The organism is Chitinophaga sp. CF118, assembly GCF_900112615.1.
GTDB lineage: Bacteria > Bacteroidota > Bacteroidia > Chitinophagales > Chitinophagaceae > Chitinophaga.
In genome coordinates, this window is the sequence record NZ_FOMK01000003.1 from 304,359 (window position 1) to 323,036 (window position 18,678).

General features: G+C 39.7%; 22 protein-coding genes. 16 read left to right on the top strand and 6 right to left on the bottom strand.

What is annotated here, in order from left to right; all coding sequences use genetic code 11:
- Positions 1–89: 89 nt before the first annotated feature.
- The 4 genes from BM176_RS13565 to BM176_RS13580 are packed head-to-tail and all read left to right on the top strand — an operon-like array spanning position 90 to position 2,781.
- Positions 90–641: a phage tail protein gene (locus tag BM176_RS13565; protein ID WP_090103825.1), complete on the top strand. Its 552-nt coding sequence runs from the start codon at positions 90–92 to the stop codon at positions 639–641.
- Between the two features lie 31 nt (positions 642–672).
- Positions 673–1,233 (top strand): phage tail protein, encoded by a 561-nt coding sequence (locus BM176_RS13570; protein ID WP_090103827.1) that lies wholly within the window; start codon positions 673–675, stop codon positions 1,231–1,233.
- Between the two features lie 39 nt (positions 1,234–1,272).
- Positions 1,273–1,854, top strand: coding sequence for a phage tail protein (locus BM176_RS13575; RefSeq protein ID WP_090103829.1), 582 nt, complete (start codon positions 1,273–1,275; stop codon positions 1,852–1,854).
- Between the two features lie 15 nt (positions 1,855–1,869).
- Positions 1,870–2,781 carry a formyltransferase family protein gene (locus BM176_RS13580; protein WP_090103831.1) on the top strand — a complete coding sequence of 304 codons (912 nt, stop codon included), beginning with the start codon at positions 1,870–1,872 and terminating at the stop codon, positions 2,779–2,781.
- 112 nt (positions 2,782–2,893) lie between these two features.
- Here BM176_RS13580 and BM176_RS32910 read toward each other — a convergent pair whose 3' ends face one another.
- From BM176_RS32910 to BM176_RS13595, 4 genes are read right to left on the bottom strand one after another with little or no spacing between them, the layout of a single operon-like run.
- Positions 2,894–3,025, bottom strand: coding sequence for a hypothetical protein (locus BM176_RS32910; RefSeq protein WP_255373508.1), 132 nt, complete (start codon positions 3,023–3,025; stop codon positions 2,894–2,896).
- A 44-nt stretch (positions 3,026–3,069) separates the two neighbouring features.
- Positions 3,070–4,941 (bottom strand): asparagine synthase-related protein, encoded by a 1,872-nt coding sequence (locus tag BM176_RS13585; protein ID WP_090103833.1) that lies wholly within the window; start codon positions 4,939–4,941, stop codon positions 3,070–3,072.
- A 5-nt stretch (positions 4,942–4,946) separates the two neighbouring features.
- Positions 4,947–5,378 carry a lasso peptide biosynthesis B2 protein gene (locus BM176_RS13590; protein ID WP_090103835.1) on the bottom strand — a complete coding sequence of 144 codons (432 nt, stop codon included), beginning with the start codon at positions 5,376–5,378 and terminating at the stop codon, positions 4,947–4,949.
- A gap of 1 nt (position 5,379) precedes the next feature.
- Entirely contained in the window at positions 5,380–6,285 is a 906-nt protein-coding gene (locus BM176_RS13595) for a hypothetical protein (RefSeq protein ID WP_090103837.1), read from the bottom strand.
- Between the two features lie 190 nt (positions 6,286–6,475).
- Here BM176_RS13595 and BM176_RS13600 point away from each other — a divergent pair, with 190 nt between their 5' ends.
- The 7 genes from BM176_RS13600 (at position 6,476) to BM176_RS13630 (ending at position 13,426) form a co-directional block, all read left to right on the top strand.
- Complete coding sequence (locus BM176_RS13600; RefSeq protein WP_090103839.1) at positions 6,476–6,769, top strand: PqqD family peptide modification chaperone; 294 nt, start codon at positions 6,476–6,478, stop codon at positions 6,767–6,769.
- Between the two features lie 40 nt (positions 6,770–6,809).
- Complete coding sequence (locus BM176_RS13605) at positions 6,810–8,567, top strand: ABC transporter ATP-binding protein (protein WP_090103841.1); 1,758 nt, start codon at positions 6,810–6,812, stop codon at positions 8,565–8,567.
- Between the two features lie 6 nt (positions 8,568–8,573).
- Complete coding sequence (locus BM176_RS13610) at positions 8,574–9,725, top strand: nucleotidyltransferase family protein (RefSeq protein WP_090103843.1); 1,152 nt, start codon at positions 8,574–8,576, stop codon at positions 9,723–9,725.
- 108 nt (positions 9,726–9,833) lie between these two features.
- A complete protein-coding gene (locus tag BM176_RS13615; protein WP_090104901.1) occupies positions 9,834–10,418 on the top strand; it encodes a LutC/YkgG family protein in 585 nt (194 codons plus the stop codon).
- On the top strand, positions 10,415–10,726 hold the full coding sequence (gene rhaM / locus BM176_RS13620; protein ID WP_090103845.1) for an L-rhamnose mutarotase: 312 nt from the start codon (positions 10,415–10,417) through the stop codon (positions 10,724–10,726). The genes BM176_RS13615 and rhaM overlap by 4 nt, the downstream gene beginning before the upstream one ends.
- 275 nt (positions 10,727–11,001) lie before the next feature.
- Entirely contained in the window at positions 11,002–12,039 is a 1,038-nt protein-coding gene (locus BM176_RS13625) for an LLM class flavin-dependent oxidoreductase (RefSeq protein WP_090103847.1), read from the top strand.
- Positions 12,040–12,202: 163 nt separating this feature from the next.
- The gene (locus BM176_RS13630) at positions 12,203–13,426 is read left to right on the top strand and encodes a PAS domain S-box protein (RefSeq protein ID WP_090103849.1); all 1,224 of its coding nucleotides are present in this window, start codon (positions 12,203–12,205) and stop codon (positions 13,424–13,426) included.
- Here BM176_RS13630 and BM176_RS13635 read toward each other — a convergent pair.
- On the bottom strand, positions 13,423–13,614 hold the full coding sequence (locus tag BM176_RS13635) for a YgaP family membrane protein (RefSeq protein WP_090103850.1): 192 nt from the start codon (positions 13,612–13,614) through the stop codon (positions 13,423–13,425). The two genes, BM176_RS13630 and BM176_RS13635, sit on opposite strands and share 4 nt — an antisense overlap.
- Before the next feature lie 380 nt (positions 13,615–13,994).
- Here BM176_RS13635 and BM176_RS13640 point away from each other — a divergent pair, with 380 nt between their 5' ends.
- The gene (locus BM176_RS13640; protein ID WP_090103852.1) at positions 13,995–14,183 is read left to right on the top strand and encodes a hypothetical protein; all 189 of its coding nucleotides are present in this window, start codon (positions 13,995–13,997) and stop codon (positions 14,181–14,183) included.
- A gap of 81 nt (positions 14,184–14,264) precedes the next feature.
- Here BM176_RS13640 and BM176_RS13645 read toward each other — a convergent pair whose 3' ends face one another.
- Complete coding sequence (locus BM176_RS13645) at positions 14,265–15,281, bottom strand: GntR family transcriptional regulator (RefSeq protein WP_090103854.1); 1,017 nt, start codon at positions 15,279–15,281, stop codon at positions 14,265–14,267.
- 588 nt (positions 15,282–15,869) lie between these two features.
- Here BM176_RS13645 and BM176_RS13650 point away from each other — a divergent pair.
- From BM176_RS13650 to BM176_RS13665, 4 genes are all read left to right on the top strand, one after another.
- A complete protein-coding gene (locus BM176_RS13650) occupies positions 15,870–16,436 on the top strand; it encodes a hypothetical protein (RefSeq protein WP_090103856.1) in 567 nt (188 codons plus the stop codon).
- A 90-nt stretch (positions 16,437–16,526) separates the two neighbouring features.
- Positions 16,527–16,826, top strand: coding sequence for a DUF2089 family protein (locus BM176_RS13655; protein WP_090103857.1), 300 nt, complete (start codon positions 16,527–16,529; stop codon positions 16,824–16,826).
- Positions 16,823–17,377 (top strand): hypothetical protein, encoded by a 555-nt coding sequence (locus BM176_RS13660; protein ID WP_090103859.1) that lies wholly within the window; start codon positions 16,823–16,825, stop codon positions 17,375–17,377. Before BM176_RS13655 ends, BM176_RS13660 begins: the two co-directional genes overlap by 4 nt.
- Positions 17,378–17,382: 5 nt before the next feature.
- A complete protein-coding gene (locus tag BM176_RS13665; protein ID WP_218162205.1) occupies positions 17,383–18,612 on the top strand; it encodes an alpha/beta fold hydrolase in 1,230 nt (409 codons plus the stop codon).
- The last annotated feature ends 66 nt before the right edge of the window (positions 18,613–18,678 follow it).

An 18,678-nucleotide genomic window follows, 5' to 3' on the forward strand; every position in this document is an offset into this window, starting at 1 on the left:
CTATACCGTATCCTGAAGCATGAAAGTATCTAAAACATCTGTATACATAAACTAAGAACCTTTTACTAACTTCTTAAATCTGTTAAGTTATGGATGGAATAATCGGAGAAATCCGCTCCTTTGGTTTTAATTACACTCCACAGGGATGGTTGCCATGTAATGGTACAACGTATCCGCAACAGCAGTATGCTGCGTTGTACTCAATTATCGGAACAACCTTTGGTGGAAGTGCAACAGCTACTTTTAAAGTTCCAAACCTTTCCGGTAAAATTCTGAGTGGTGCGCAGAATCAGATACCAAATCATACAGTGGGGGCTTCCGGAGGTGCAGAAACAATTACGCTGGCATCTAACCAGATGACGGCCCACTCTCATGCTGTTAATGTTGTAACCAGGAACAAGCCTACACAAGCAGTAACAGGAACGGCTCAACCGGGCAATACTGTTTACCTCACCAATGCGCTTAGTAAAACGGCCAATGCAAGTATTATTGAGTATTCTGCAGGCGCTGCCCGCCTTGTTTCAATGAATAATGCAGCAATCACACCCACCGGTCAGGGCCTTCCTCATTCAAATTTAGCTCCGTTTCTGGCTATGAATTTTTGCATTTGTTATGATGGAATGTATCCTAGCAGAACATGATTTATTTTTCACCTTATTTAAATAGAACAATATGGACTTCTATGTAGGAGAAATCCGCCTTTTTCCGTACAACCGTATTCCGGCCGACTGGATGGCTTGTAACGGACAGCTACTCCAGATAAGCCAGCATGCTGCTTTGTACTCGTTAATAGGAGTTTTTTATGGGGGAGATGCTAAATTTGTATTTAATCTTCCTAACCTGAACGGGCGTGCTATAGTTGGTTTTACAAGCGGTACACCGTCTGGAACTGTTTATAAGATTGGGCAGGCCGGAGGAACAGAGAATGTTGTATTAACCATTGCTCAGATTCCCTTACATACTCATTCCCTTGCTGCGAATAATACTTATGACTCTGGTGGGCCCAATACTCATTACCTGGGGAATCCCAACATTCCTACAGCTGCCACGCAGGCATCAAAAAACGCGGCAAATGCAAATTTGTATGCAGTTCCTGCAATTACGGACCCACTGGTTCCTATGGCACCTTGTATTGCAACCGCAGGATCTTCAGCTGGTCATGAGAATCGCAGTCCTTACCTGGCAATGAACTATTGTATTGCTATTACGGGGCTATATCCGACCAGATCATAAAAAGACAATTACAATTGGTTAATCATAAATCTATACGTTATGGATCCATATATTGGAGAAATCAGAGTTTTCGCGGGAAATTATGCTCCGGTTGGCTGGGCCTTATGTGATGGTACAATGCTAAATGTATCAGAGAACCAGGCTTTATATGCCTTATTGGGAAATACATACGGAGGTAACGGAAGCTCTACATTTGCACTTCCGGATTTCCGGTTGAATGTAGCAGTTGGTACAGGTACAATTTCTGCAGCAGGAGGAACGGGCTCTTATCCACTGGCTGCCAAGGGGGGAGCTGCTCAGGTAATACTAAACAGTACTACATTGCCTTCACATATACATACCTTCCAGGCAGTAAACATTGCAGCAAATACTGGTAGTCCGGCAAATGCTTTGCTGGCACAAACGAATGGAAACAACAGTACTTTAACACCTCCTTATCCGGATGTAACATCGTATACTGCATTGCCACTTCCCGATGGAGGAACTACCACTACAAATGGTACATTGGCCGCTAATACATGTCAATCAGCGGGGTCAAGCCAGGCGCATGACAACCTCATGCCTTACGTTAGTTTTAATTACATCATAGCCGTGAACGGAATATATCCAGAACCAGCATAATCCATAGTTCTATACATGCATATTGGTATTATTTCCAATTCGGATGAATGCATCCTATTGGCATACACACTTGCAAATCACGGTTTTCAGGTGTGTGTTTTTTTCTCTCCTCCACCCGATAATTACATTCATCAGAAAGTAACAACATTGTTACACTCGATAAATATTCCCTGTACAATTGAGCAGGACCAGAAGACAGATGTATATAACTGGCTGGAACAAAAAGGGCTCGCCGTTGTTTTTGTTCTCGGATACAGGTACCTGCTTGATGTGAAAATATTTGGAAAACTGAATATCTCCGCTTTCAATATTCATTATGGACCACTGCCTTCTTTCAGAGGGCCCGTACCTGTATTCTGGCAATTGAAGCAGGGAGAATCTTCTCTGGAAATTTCCATACACCGCTTGTCTTCAAAATTTGATGATGGTGAAGTGGTATGGAAAAAAGAAACATCCAATCTGCCTCATTATAATTACAGTTATGTTCATCAGTTGTTCAGCAGGTTATGTATAGAGGGAGTGGAGTTCATCCTGTCGGTAATTAAATCTCAGTTTCCGTTGCCTGATCTGCGGGCGAAAAGTAAGATATCAGCATATTATAAACGTCCGCAGTTAACAGATGTGATGATTAACTGGGATACGATGAAGGGAGAGGAGATCTGTGATCTTGTACGTGCCTGTAATCCCTGGAATAAAGGGGCACAAACTTTATTTTACCAACAGGAGGCAAAATTAATGGATGCCCAATTGATGAATGATTCCAGCACTGAAAGAGCGGGTACTATACTCGATAATAATGAGTGTATATTAATCGCATGTGCTGATACGAAAATAATTAAAGTAGGGATGTTGTATGTAAGTGATTATTTTATTCCAGCATATCAGGCTGAAGTATGGGGTTTTGTAAAAGGAAAAGTATTTGGATAAATGGGAGCGGACTAAAAGTAAAAACTCTATTAACTGATTACGATGGAGATGAAAAATATTCAGTGTTTTCACTTTACTTTTAGTCAGCTCCTGATTTCATAGTTAAAATAATTTAACTCAACTCGGACCCAAAATCAGGACCGCCACCGCCTAACCCCAGTGTTTTGTCATTAATGGAAAGTACAGTGAATGCTGGGGTTACCCATGTTTGTTTAGGTTGTGTCTCAGATGTTTCGTTTTTCATATTGTTTGTTTTGGATGATGCATTTAAGTTACACTTTTTATTCGTTATGAAAAATTATAGCCTTTCTCCTTCAATGTAAAAAGTAGCTGAGCAGAAATAGTAGCCTGTGCAAGTGAAGATATTATTTGCTCCTCTCCGGTGTTAAAGTGGGTTTTTCCTGCAACAGCTTCCAATGAGTTTTGTATTCCTTTCCGGGATAAAAAATGATTGAATGCAAAGTTATGTTCTTCCGATTGCATGATATTTTCTATATATGATTTTTGTTCCATAATACGGACTGCATAGTCAGGTACATATTTCCCTTTATCTTGCCGCCATTGGATTTCCGGTGGAATAACACCTTCCATAGCATGGCGCATCAGGCTCCTTTTGTATCCCCCTTTTCTGAATAATTTCAATGGTACATCCATCATAAATTCATTAATGCTTTTATCTGTCAGCGGTATTGCAGATTGCATTTCATGACCGGCATACCGGTTTGCAAAAGTTCCAAGCAACATGCTCCACCGGCCACTGCTGATGATTTGTTGCATGGAAGTATTGATGGGTTGTACCCGTTGGAAGAACGGACCAGTGTGGTAGGGAGTAGTAAATTCTTTATGTAAAGTAGTGTGTTTGTCCTGGTCATGTCTTTTTATAACTTGCCGGATCTTTTGGTACAAAGATGTATGAATTGCATATTCCTCCTTTAATAATTGCAACCAGTGTTTACCATTCCGGTTGAACTTCTTTAATAGTTGTACTGCTTCTTTCCAGTGTCCTGTTTGTACTAACTGATAAAAGACGGTATTACCTTTCCAGGATACCCAGTAGTCGCCGCCATAGCCAATGAAGAAGGTGCCGATCTTTTTTTCTTTAGCCGCCGCTGCAATTGCCCTGTCCATATTGAAGAAAATATTAGGAAAGCATTCATCTGCTTCAAAAGCCTGTTCAATACCTGTGAAAGGTCCGTCACCTGTGGTTTCCACATATGTTTGTTCCAGGTTAGGACAATGTTTGCGAACAATATCTATGTATTTTCTTTCATCCTGCGCAGCACCTGTATAGCTTATAGGCAGAACAGATGAAAAAGCATACAGAGGTTGATTTTTATCGGCCAGTATTTTTGCAAGCATACAGGTAATGGCCGTTGAATCAATCCCCCCACTGAGCATCACACCGACAGGTTTGTTTGTTCTTAACCTGTTCTCTACCGAACGCTGGAGTAATTCTTTCAGGCATTCTGTCCATTCTTCATCTTTTCTGAACCGGTATTTATTTAAGGGAAGGAGATGCCAGTATTTCTTAATGTGTGATACTCCATCCTGCAGTATTAAACTGTTTCCTCCTCTTAATGCTTTTATGTCTTTGTCGTAGGTTTGATCCGGATTGCCATCTCTGCAGTGATATTCAATCAGGCTGGCAGCATTAAAATGATGGGGGCCTGGTTTTACCGAGAGTATTCCTTTGATTTCGCTGCAGAAAATAAAAACGGTGGTAGAGTCATAATAGAATAGCGGCCTGTATCCTATATGATCTGTAGCGAGAAATAGCCGTTTTCGTAACTTATCCCAGATACAAAATGCAAATTCACCTTGCAGGTGGTTGACACAATCTTCCCCCCATTTCAGGTAGGCGTGTAATAACAGGTTAAAGTCTGCAGTGTGTTTATCGAGCCGGAGGATATGGATCAGTTCCTGTCTGTTATCAATCCTTATATCTGCCGTAATGAAAATGCTGCAGTAAGCGGGAGGGCATCTTTTCTCTGCAGGTTCCAGACCGGAAGTAACCTGGCATTGCCCAAGTGCAATGGCTCCGTTGCGCCATACATCCATGCCATCAAAAGCTCTGTGCTGCATTGAATGAGACAGTTTGTCAACTATTATATCATGTAGAGGAGCCCCGCTTTTATTAATAATACCGAAAATTGCATGCATAATATTCAGCTTTTAAAACCTGCTATCACAGAAAACGGATATATGTTTTTCCCACCTGTAACCCTGATGCCACCACTTTCCAGCCAGGCATGTGCAAGCATTGTATTTGCATCATCATTTTTTATATGAACACCAAAGTATATAATGGACACTGTACTTCTGTTTCTTAACATGATTTTTGCTGCAAGGGCCTGTTCAAAACATTTTGTTCTCCAGGGGGATCTTGTACAAGCCCGGCTGATAGCAATACGAACGTTTTGTTGAACTTGTACTGTCGTTATTATCTGTAGTAATGGTAGCTGTCCGATAATATTTTTGCCCAGCAGCGGAGCTATTCTCCGGAAAGGAACAAAAATAAGGATCAATCTTGCAGCTGCCAGCAGCAGCCAGGCTTCGGCGAAAAACAAGAGGCTTCGGATAGATACATATTTTCGCATGTTATATCAATGAAGATATTACTGATAATAATCTCGAAGGTCTGCAGCTGGAAGGCCTTGTAATAAGATAAACATCAGTATGCTGTAATAGTTTACTGACTATATTGAAACTTAACATCCGTAATGACTGACTTTGCATTAGCACCGGCCTGTAGAGTTGATTTGATATAGCTTCAAAGGCGTGTATGCCTGTTAGTTTTTCAGTATGTATGCGGTAATCATCTCCTATTTTTAACAGCATGATTTTCTTTACAGGATATTGATGACGATCGAAATCGTCATGGAAGAAGATCCCGTATTTTTTTATTCCCGGTCTTACAGGGAATGATCTGTCCTGGAAAGCTTGATGATTTAATGTAAGCAAAGAATCTTCCCATAGCTTGATCATAGGATAGGAGGCCGTACCAGTTATCAGGTTATTGTCCGGATCTCGTTGTAATACTGTAATATCATCACTGAATATAGTGTATCCAAGTTTGATAAGTCCGGCAAGTGTGGTTGATTTTCCCGCACCTGAGTATCCGCATATAAACACCAGTTCTCCATCTTCCAATATTGCAGAAGCATGAAAGGGGAGCAATCCCCGTTGTGTGAGAATTGCCGCCATAGCAGTAGCCAGCACAAAAAGTCTGATGCTACGAAATTCCCTGACATCATTATGTGGGGCTATAATGATTTCCCTGCCATAAGCAACGTAATAACTTGCAGTATCTTTAACCGAGAAGATTAGTTCCTCTTCATTGATAATATAAGAAATATCGTTGCCTTGTATAATTTTTACATTTGTAATAGCAGGGATTTCTCCGATGTTAATCATTACATCCGGAACATCAAATATTGAAGGAAGCAATTCAGGAAATTCAATATCTGATAGGATTTGAAGCCCAAATCCAAAGTATTTGTACATGAATATTGATTGTGTTTTGAATGTTCGATATCTAACTTATATATCTGTAATGGTGCAATAAATATTTTTCATAACCGGATGATCGTATTAATTTGGGAGTCGTCGTCAATTGTTTTGTAATAATACCTATTTTCGTATAAATAACCTTAGATAGTTCAGATAATACCCCGGATAATTTTTAATTCATGTTATGGAAAAAGAATGCAGCCTCACATCAAATACCCTTATTACCAGGAATGAAGAAAAATTTCTTGTCAGCCATATTGGTGATGAAGTGGTGATGATGGATATCAGTAAGGGTGTTTATATAGGAATGAACAGCGTTGGGAGTAATATATGGAATATATTAGCAGAAGCACTTCCAGTAAAGGATATCGTTGTATCTCTGACAAATATTTATGATATCAGTCCGGGGCAATGTGAAACGGAAACGATCGCATACCTTGAACAGATGCTGGAACAAGACATGCTGATTATCCAGTAGTAACATTCATTTCATCGGATCATAAGTTTGCCCCTCTCACATGAATTTTATTCTGAAAGATCTGTTCCGTTCAGTTGTACTGATATGGCGTGCTAATATGCGGGTTGCTAGTATCAATGTTATTTTGCAGGTAGTGCTTGCTATATTACCTGTAGCTTCCCTGTTATGCCTTCGATTGCTGATTGATGCTATGATGATGCAAAATATGAATTTCTCTTCAGCCATGGCTCCGCTTGTGGCATGGGGAGGCATTCAGATGTTGCAGGCTGTTACCGGGCAGTATACTGCTTTTATAAATACTATACATCAGCAGCATCTCACAGATTATTTGTCGCTGGAGGTATTAAATAAAGCTGTAAGTGTAAAATATGACTATTATGAAAATCCGGTTTATCACGATACTCTTCACCTAGCTCAGCAACAGGTAATCTATAAAACAGCAACTATATTGAATGGGTTTAATGCAATGTTGTTAAACAGTCTCTCATTATGTTTTCTGTTTGGTTTTCTGTTTTCTATGAAACCTGCATTTGCCCTGTTATTAATTATATTATCGCTGCCACTGGCTGTGATTAAATGGTATGCAGGATTTTCCCTGACGCATCTTGAAAGAAAGTTAGCGCCCAGTGAAAGAGAAGCGCATTACCTGCATTATATATTAACAAGCGTAGGCCATGCAAAAGAAGTAAGAATATTTGGGTTTGGAGCAGCTCTTACAGCAAAATTCAAACATATCAGGGCATTTATTCTCCAGGGAAAAAAGGATGTATATAAAAAGAACACCTTATACAGCATAGTAGCAGAGATACTGGAAGTGGTCGTTATCACAATAATATTGATTTATCTGGCCAGGAGTGTATGGGGGAAAACAATAACAGTAGGTGTTTTTGTTATATATCTGCAAGGGTTTCAGCGGCTGCAAACTACATCCAGGAATTTTCTGCAGGCATTGGTTCAACTATTTCAGCAAAGAGTTTTCCTGAGAGATCTCTTTTTGTTTCTGGATCTTCCTGTTCCGGAAACTCCGGATGCAGATATTCTCTTTCCCCGCACACATAACGGGTTATCTGTAAATAATGTTTCATTCCGTTATCCGCAGTCACAGCATCCCGTATTGCAGAACATATCATTCAGTTGTACGCCTGGAAATATAATTGCCTTAGTGGGAGAGAATGGTTCGGGTAAATCAACGATGGTGAAATTGCTGGCTCGTTTATATGAGTTACAGACAGGGTCGGTTAAAATTGATGATGTAGAGATTTCAGGAATAGCATTAACGGATTTCAGGAATAACAGTACTTTTTTGTTCCAGGATTTTGAAAGATATTTTCTAACAGTGGGAGAGAATATTGCTTTTGAAGCATTTCATGATCCTGAAAATTTATGCGATGTTCAGCATGCTGCTACATTAGCCGGGGCACATACATTTATCTCAAAATTGTCTGCCGGCTATCATTGCCGCATGGGTACATTGTTTCAGGGTAGTGAACAACTCAGTGGGGGACAGTGGCAGAAGCTTGCACTTGCAAGGCTTTTTTACAGAAATGGTCACCTGATGGTGCTTGACGAGCCAACCAGTGCTCTGGATGCAACTGCTGAATACGAGGTATTTCAACATGTGAGGGAATCTGTAGGAAATAAAATGGTACTGTTAATTACACATCGTTTGTATAATCTTAAAATAGCAGATTATATCTATTTTATGAAAGATGGAATGATTGCTGAAGAAGGAACTTTTGACAACCTGATATCGGCGAATGGATTATTCAGGAACATGTACGATAAACAAAAACTATGAGGTGTTATGGAGATTGGAGCAATAAAGGAAAAATATAATCCTGAAATAGCGTTATTAGTATTGTGTTGCAGGGTTTTCCTGAGAACAGCAGATAAGGAAATGCTAAGGACTTTCATTACAGATAGTAGCATTAACTGGAATAAGGTTTATAATCTGAGCGCACTTCATCGTATAAGACCGGTAGTGTTTAATATATTATTCCATGTAAAGGAATTGGTAGAACAGAATACATACCAGTTATTCCGCTCTTTCTGCATGAATTTCTCATCGCGGGTTTTTAGCAGGAAAGCGGAGTGCGACAGGATAATAGATCTTCTTCAGCAGCGAGGTGTTAGTGCCTGTCCGTACAAAGGGCTTGATTTTTCAGTGCTGCTTTATAAGGATATGAGTTTGAGGGAAAGCTCGGATATCGATGTTATTATTGCAGAAAAGGATGTGTCGTCGGTTGTAGATACCTTAAAAAAGGAAGGATATACTATGGGTACGCATAAGTTTTATGATAGATTTCCTGAACAATTCCATCAATTACATAAAGATGTTTGTTTCAATAAAGAAGGTGCTTTTGGTGGCTCATTTGATTTTGAGTTTCACTTTAGACCAGTAAAATATAGAATGAATACAACAACTTCATTCAGTCAGTTATTAGGGAATGATTATTTATCTCCTCACCGGATATATGATCATAAGGATTATTATAAGCTGATGATTTATAATAATGGGGTAAGTGATTATTATCCTACACTTCGTTCACTACTTGATCTTGCTTCTTTTAAGGCAGATGAACTGGATGAAGAGGCTATTGAACTGAAACGGTTTGATCTTTTAAGGCGCGTTCTTTCCAGTCATCTTTTCAATATGCCTGTTGTGGAGACTTATAAAAAAGATGACAGCAATCTGAATTATGCAGTTAATTTCCTTTTGAATGAATTATTGAAAAAGCAGGTAATAAAGAATTCAGATCTATTAAGAAACGTTTATCTCGGAATAAGGTTCAGTAAGGGATTAAAACAAAAATGGAACATTTTGTTAAAGGCTATAGTATTTTTTATTACACCTAATGGCAATGATATAGAATCCATACAACTCCCATTTTATTCCTACTATTATGTTACTAAATTCTTTAGGATAACAACAAGGAGATTACGGGGGCTTTCCTAGTAGCTCAATTTTTATGGAGGCATCCGGCCCGATTCTTTTTCAGGATGACTGCACTTTAAAAATAAAGTTAGTATTTTGGGGGTTTGAATGATCCATAAACAAGGTATTATGAGTAGCAGAGAAACGATCTTAGCCTCCATTAAGGGAAATCAACCGGAACAGCATGTATTGCCTGATATTGAAGGTTTCAGGAATACTTCACCCGGCGATCCGGTGGCTTTCTGCAAGGTGGTAGAAACATTGGGGGGAGAGGTGATAGAAATTGCCCGGTATTCGGATATTCCGTCGTACGTACAGGCCAATTTTACCGATCAGGCGCGTGTGGTTGCAGTGGATTCTGCGTTTTATCCTGGTGGGATGACTGAATGGAAGGAGGGCGACGGGCGCCAGTTGGAACAGGTAGATCTGGCTATTGTACCCGGACAACTGGGCGTGGCTGAAAATGGTGCGGTATGGGTGACTGAAAAAGAGCTGGTTGTAAGGGTATTACCTTTTATTACACAACACCTGGCTATTGTATTATCTGCAGCTACTATTGTTCCTACCATGCATGACGCTTATAATCACATTGGTGGCCCGGAAACCGGCTTCGGAGTATTTATTGCCGGCCCTTCCAAAACGGCTGATATTGAACAATCGCTGGTATTAGGCGCACACGGAGCTAAAAGTCTTACTATATTTTTGATGCCATGAAAATAGCTTTTAAAATGCGACTGAAACCCGGCTGCAAAGAGGAATACCGTAAACGTCACCAGGCTATCTGGCCGGAGTTACAGCAGTTGTTGAAAGATAACGGCGTAAGTGATTATACGATCTTCCTGGATGAAGAAACCAATATTCTCTTTGGAGTGCAACAGCAAGCTGGTCAACAATCATCGCAGGATCTCGGCACTCTTCCCATTGTGCAGCGCTGGTGGGCTTTTATGGCCGACATTATGGATACTAACCCTGATAATTCTCCTGTAACCACTCCTTTAGAGGAAGTATTCCATATGGAGTAGGTCTCCATCTTTCTTTTAGAGCAGTCGTAATAAGCCAGATAGGTTCAGTATCCTCCAATATTCAGACTGCTTTTTTACCGGATAGCAGTTAAATATTAGTCTTTTGAAGAGGGGCTGACAAAGCTGGGGGGTACTGGAAAGGTTGGTAATTAACTAAAGTCTTCTGTAAGTCACAAAATGCCCCCCACCAGCTATATTCTGTCACTTTTGTCTGATAACCTTTAATTTTGTAATTCGATCGGAACAAGTTTTTATCAGAAAAACATTGAATTACAATGAAGATAGAGGAATCAACAGCCATTTCTTATTCGGTATTAGACCTGGCCACTGTAGTACAGGGCCAGACACCAGCAGATAGTTTTCGTCATAGTCTTGAATTAGCTAAAAAGGTAGAGCAACTGGGTTACACCCGTTACTGGTTTGCAGAGCATCATAATATGGAGAGTGTGGCCAGTTCAGCTACTTCGGTGCTCATCGGTTATGTAGCCGGAGGTACATCGGCTATCAGAGTAGGTTCAGGTGGAATTATGCTGCCGAATCATGCCCCTTTAGTAATAGCGGAACAGTTTGGAACTTTAGCCTCCTTATATCCCGGCAGGATAGACCTTGGTTTGGGGCGGGCCCCGGGAACGGACCAGGTAACCGCTATGGCTATCAGGGGAGATAATTTCAAGGCACCACATAATTTCCCCAGAGATATCCAGAAGTTGCAGAACTTCTTTTCTGCCACAAACAAACATAGTAGTGTAAGGGCTATTCCCGGTGAAGGACTGGATATACCTATCTGGGTTTTAGGTTCCAGCACTGATAGCGCTATGGTTGCTGCAGCAATGGGTTTACCTTATGCTTTTGCAAGCCATTTTGCACCTACTTATTTTATGGAGGCAATAAAGCTTTATCGTGAGAATTTTCAACCATCTGCCCACTTGAGCAAACCTTATGTAATGTCTTGTGTGAATGTAGTAGCTGCTGATACGGATGAAGAAGCTGAAAGGCTGGCAACATCGGTAAAACAGCTCTTTATAGGTGTGGTAACCGGTCGCCGGCAATTATTACCACCACCTGTAGAAAGCATGGATGAGATCTGGAACGCGCATGAAGAACAAACCGTGAACCATATGCTGACTTATTCTTTCATCGGCGGACCGGCAACAATCAAAAAAAGGTTGGAGCATTTCCTGCAACTGACGCAGGTAGATGAAATAATGGTGACATCACATCTCTTTGATCATCAGGCCAGAATTCATTCTTATGAAGTTTTTGCAGATGTTATAAAGGAAATCAATACTGTTAAAACAAAGAATCTGGTGTAGGATAATAACTTTAATCAGCAAATAGATGTAGTCTAATTTAAATCCGCAATATCGGGAGGCTGTAGAATACAGCCTCCTTTATTTGTATAAAACTTAATTTCGTTTCTGTATATTGGTCAACAGTAGCGGCTATTAGTATAAAATATTCCCAATTACCATTTTTATGGGGCGCATCCAGGAAGAGAAGAATAAAATATCTTTTTACTTTAAACACATCTTACATCCAGGTGGAGAGTATTCAATTGAAAAGTACATCTTCCAGGTAATATCAATAATGACGATTGCTATTCTCTGCATTTTTATTGTGGTAGATACAATTGCAAATGTAGCTGTACCGCCTTATTTGTTAGAGGTTTTGCTGGTTCTTCAGTTTTTGTTCCTTTTTCTTTCCCAGGTAAAACGTATTTATTCCTATATTATCAACCTGTACATACTTATCGGCTTTATTGCATTAGCTATCAATTATGGGTTGAATGCAGGAATTAACGGACCTACGCTGATCCTGTTATTCATGACTTTTCAGCTGGCACTTAGTGTCACAGAACGTAAGTGGTATCCTTTCTGGATGGTTTTACATATTGTTGTACCAATCGGTTGTATCATTATAGAGAGTCAATATCCTTCACTGATCCGTGGAAGGTATCGCAGTCTGCGGGAACAGTATATTGATATGAGCACCTGTTTTATTGTAGCTATATTGTATATGTACCTGGTTACTACCAAAATCCGGGGATACATGTTACGGCAACAGGAAATATCTGCCCAAAAATCTGTTGAACTGGCGGCATCTGAAATCAAGTTGCAGGCTTTTTTTGAGGGATTGAGTGACCAGTTTTTCCTGCTGGACGATAAAATGAATATTGTACATTTTAACCGCGAAGCGGCCGATCTGTATCAGAAACTGTTTGGTACTCAACCCAAAGAAGGGCAGGCTATAGGTCCGATATTACATTCATCTTACCGGAGCCGTTTCCCGGAAGATTTTAAGCAATCGATGGCGGGTGTTAAAATCAGTCATGAACAAAAGTTTAATTATGGAGATGAGGTTTCATGGCGACAAGTGAGTCTGGAACCAGCAAGAAACAATACGGGGAAGATTGTAGGAGCCACATTGATCCTGAAGGATATCACGAAACAAAAGATCAGTCAGGAGCGGTTAGAGACTAAGAATGCATTATTGGAAAAGATTGCTTTTATCCAGGCCCATGAATTCAGGGGACCGCTTACTTCCATATTATCTTTATTACCCCTGATAAAGGAGGAATATACAGAGATTGCTCCCCATCATATAGAAATGATGGAAGAAGCGTTGAAAAAGTTGGATGGGAAGATCATTGAGATCGTGGAATTAGCGAATGAAGCTGTTCGACTGGAAAAAGGTTCTTAACGGCGTGTTCTGATACCAAACAAAGAATATAACGGACAATTGCCTACTATGCCGGTAGTAAAGAGGAGCATGGCTGTTGCCATGATTAGAAAAGTTCCGGTGATTGATTTTACATAGTATAGATAGAATGTTGTGAATGCCAGCAAAATCCGGATAATACGATCCAGTTTTCCTATATTATTTTTCATAACGGACATTGTTGATAGGTGGCAAATATAGACTAATAACTGTAATGGCGCGGTTCTGATGGTCAGAACTGTTTATGATATTCCTGATTTCCTGATATGAAAACCGCTTAAAAAATAGTAATAATATTTATATGAAGCAAATTAATGATAACTCCGGGTTTTTACGTCGGCATTATCTATATGTCCTTTAGCATTAGATAAGGCGTTTATTTTCGTAAATTCGCATAGTGAAAAGAAAACACCCAATACATTTGGATTTTGAAGTTGACAAACTTATATATTAAGGGCTTGGGAGCATTTCATATTGGTGGGAAACGTATGATTATCGAAACACAAGCAGCATTAAAACTGATTGATAAATATTTTAAAAACTGAATAAAATGAAACGTCGCAAGGCAGAACTAGATGTTGACTTTATTGGCGGTTTGGGGGCTTTAACAAGAGAAGATGAAAGCGCAATCAGTGACTTTATTAAAGCTCGAAAACTTAAACAGGCTGGAAAAGCAACTCAATCTACTACAATACGTAGAAACGCCCGTAAAGTTGTTAAGGAAAAGGTTAAGTTATAATCATTTCCTTTGCTTGTATAGCAATATTAACTCCGAGAATAGTTTGTTACCCATCCCAGTTTAGAACATAAAATATAATCCTTACAACGAATTCCTCAATATCAATCTGAAAGGGTTCTTTACTTTTTCCTGCGATTTTTCCATAATCATCTGGGCTGCAGTTTCGCCCATTTGTTCATGATCTGTAGATATAACCGTGATCCCATCCAGCAGGATCTCTTTTAATAAGGTTTCATTATAAGATACGATACCTACATCTTTCCCAATCCGGAGTTTATTATTGCGGCATATTTTCACAAGGTTAACGAGGTCTGTTTCTTCAATGATCACGTAGGCTTGTCCTTTTTTAACGGGCGTATACATTTCCACACCTTCGATCACGGAGAAGTTGAAATCATTCATACGGCAGAAGTACTGGAATCCTTTTTTGATCTCATCCGGATAAGGGGTAAGGCCCGGGTTCACAAATACCATGTTTTCATACTTTTTCAGGGCCGGCAGGGCCTCGAACAAAGCCTCATTGATATCTTTCTCAAAATTCTGGTAAACGGCCGCATAATCGCCCGAAAGAGCAGGAAGATCTTTGTCGAGCAGAATCAACTGATCCGAAGGGATCTGGCGGATAATGCGTAATACCTCCTCCGGATGATCATAAAAATGAGGCATGATTACATAATAATCATAATCGCCAAGATGGTTGTTGATAAGACTTTCAAAGAGAGGAACACTGTGATGGTGCACGTGCAGGTCTACAAAAACACTGTCGCCCAGGCTTTTCACAAATGCGTTATACACTTGTTTCTTATAGTTGCTGATTTTGTTAAACAGGAGTAAAATCCGGAGGGGCATCACTACGTCTGTCCGGTTAATGAAATAGCCCTTGCCCTTTACGGAAATGATCACTTTTTTGTCGCGTAGCTCTTTGTAAGCCTTTTCCACAGTACCCCGGGAAAGCAGGTAGTGTTCACTCAGTTCATTGATGGAAGGTATCTGCTGATCGCGCTTTAATCCGCCATCACGCACGGCAGCCATGATAGAATCTACAATTTGCAGGTATACCGGAACTTTACTGCTGGTATCTATGTTCAACCCTTTCATTATGGTAAAATAGCAAACAAATATCAATTAAGAAGTATGAATGAGATATGTTAAATATAAATAATTTTTAACTTTCTTAGACGTATTGAATTATATGTCGTTTCATTGCCTTTATCTTTGATCATATGAGCAGGGAAGTACTATCAGGAGCCAGAAAAAGAAGAACTGATTATACCTCACAAAATATACCTTTATACCTCCTTAAAGATTATTTAAACAGTTATTAAACAGGAATCAGATAGGCTCATCCTACGTTTTTTTTCGTAAGATGAGCCTGTCTGATTCCTGTTTATACCCGGTTTATTTTATTATTATCCACAATTAACCCAGAACACATTCACGTGTAGAATTGAATGATCACTTTTTCACTTATTTATATTAATATTTTTCTCAATACTGGAAGGTTAATTTATTGTTCATCTAGTGTTTATTGCTAGTTCATGGATGTTTTTTCCGTTGGTCAACTATATTTTTTCCAAACGAAATGGAATTCACTTTAATATTGATTTAATAATCAAAGCTACCAGATGAGGGCTTGTTCCTCTCAGAACTGAATAATTAAACTAACATTTATTAAACTATTATTTTATGGCAAAAGCAATTGGTAATTTATTGACACTAGGCCTTTCCGGGACAATAGGCAACATGACCTTTAGTCAGAGAGGAAGAGATACCGTTGTAAGCAGAAAACGCGGATCAAGTAAGGTGCCGGCTACAGAAAGTCAGCTGGATAACCAGGACAAATTTAAAGAGGCTCAAATGTATGCAAAGGCCGCTATTAATGACCCTGTTATCAAAGCTATGTATAAAGCTCATGCCAATCCCGGGCAATCGGCTTACAATGTGGCATTTTCAGATGCATCTAAAGCACCTGAAATATTGTTCATTGATACAAGCGATTACCACGGGCAACGGGGAGATATCATCATTATTAAAGCAGATAATTTCCTTGTTTTACTTATGAAAGTGGTTATACGGAATGCTGCTGGCGTTCTTATAGAAGAAGGGGAGGCGCTTGCGCCGGTTAATGGTAAAAGCTGGAAATATAAAGTTACCACACAGAATGATGTACTGAAGGGATCAAAGATCATCATAACAGCTATAAATCGTCCTGGGAAACAAACTTTAAGAGAGGAGGTTATTACCGGATGCTAAAAATTCATCAATGTCATTTTTAAGCTCTGTGTTCTATTTTATTTAATATAAACTTGATTTTATTTATTTTTTCTTTAACTTTATTAAACAATGAAGCAGTTAAAGAAATCGCTCCCTCATGTTTGTCCGGCTTGTCAGTCACCGTTGAAAGTGACTTCGCTGGCTTGCGGAGCCTGTGATACGGTAGTATCGGGCTCTTTTGAGTTGCCGTTGCTGGCGAGACTTTCAGAAGAGGAACTACAATTTGTGCTTGACTTTGTAAAAAGCAGCGGCAGCCTGAAGGTAATGGCACAGCAGCTCGGATTGAGTTACCCAACTGTGCGTAACCTGCTGGACGATATCATTCTGAAGATAGAGACTAATGAAAGAAATCTAAAATCTGACAAATGAAGACTTCCTGGATATTTAATCCCTTCACCTACATTGCAGGCTTAAAGTCCTTAATTATAGGCTGGATACTAATACTTATCACTGCCTGTATTGCTTATTACAGCAAAACTCATTTTGATGGGGTTGTTGATGCTCATGTATGGCTTGGGGATCTCTCTATAAAGTACTACTTCCTGGAGCCAGTGGTCGATTGGGGATGCCTGGTACTGGTAATCTTCCTGGCAGGTAAATTCTTCTCTGTTTCTTCCATACGGTTTATTGATGTGGCAGGAACCCTGGCCCTGGCCAGAGCTCCGATGCTCTTCCTTGCAATAGTTAACTTTGCACTTCCTGGAATTAAGGATATCTATCAGATGGATGCTCTTGCTATATTGGCAATATTTACAACCGTAATATTGGAAATATGGATGATTGCCCTTATGTACAACGCATTTAAAGTTTCCTGTAATATAAAAGGGAATAAGGCCGTAGGGGTATTCATCGCTTCACTCATAATTGCTGAAATATTTTCGAAAATCTTCCTGCACCTTTTATATCAACCGTTAAAATAATTCAAATGAAAAATATATTGTTTGTTGCTGTTATCCTGCTGAATGGGATATGTACAATGGCGCAGGCAGATTATCCTGCTGCTGTTGAGAAATTTAAGCGATACTATAACCAGCAACAGGCTGACAGTCTCTATAGTATGTATGCACCTGTCATGAAAACGGTACTGCCATTGGAGAAAACTGTAAGTACGATCAGCCAGTTGCATACACAGCTGGGCGAACTGAAAAGTGTAACGTTGACCAATGAAGAGAAATCTTATAATATTTACAAAGCCGTTTTTACCAGCAATACTTTTAAGATGGTTCTGTCACTTAACAATGATAATCTGCTGGAAGGGTTTCGCTTTTTTACATATACTGAAACTAAGAAAGATACTGCCGATATTGTTTTGAATGGAATACATGGTACCCTTACTATTCCATATGAGAACAAAAAAGTACCAGTGGTATTGTTGATAGCAGGCTCGGGGCCGACAGACAGAAACGGCAACAATACAATGGGGCTGAATACCAATACTTACAAAATGCTGGCAGAAGCACTGCTGGCTAAAGGTATAGCCTGTTTGCGTTATGATAAACGGGGTATTGGTGCCAGTAGGGCAGCTCTGAATAATGAGTCTGATGTTCGTTTTGAAGATATGATCAATGATGCGACAGGATGGATTAAAATGCTGGAGGCAGACAGTCGTTTCTCTAAAGTATTTGTAGTAGGACATAGTGAAGGATCGCTCATTGGAATGATCGCTGCTGCCAGGGAAAATGCAGCTGGTTTTATCTCCATTGCAGGAATAGCGGAGAGTGCGGATGTCACCATCAAAAAACAATTGAATGTAAAATCACCGGAATTGGCAGCACAGGGAGCTATCTTATTAGACAGTCTTAAAAAAGGATACGCTGTGAAAGAGCCAGATAATAATCTGAATAGTTTGTTTCGTACTTCCGTACAGCCATACATGATATCCTGGTTGAAGTATGACCCACAACAGGAAATCAAAAAATTAAAGATCCCGGTATTGATCATTCAGGGAACAACAGATATACAGGTGAGTAACGATAATGCTACGTCGTTGAAAAAGGCTAAACCAGATGCGTCGTTGATAGAAATCGATCAGATGAACCATGTGCTAAAACAGGCGCCTGCAGAGAGAACAGCCAACATAGCTACTTATACTAATCCGGATCTGCCACTTAAAAAAGAACTAACGGAAGCTGTAGTAACATTTGTGAGTAAGTAAGTACTGCACCTCTGATATATATAACTCCACCAAAATAGAAACTCCATCTTCAATTACCTGTTCAGG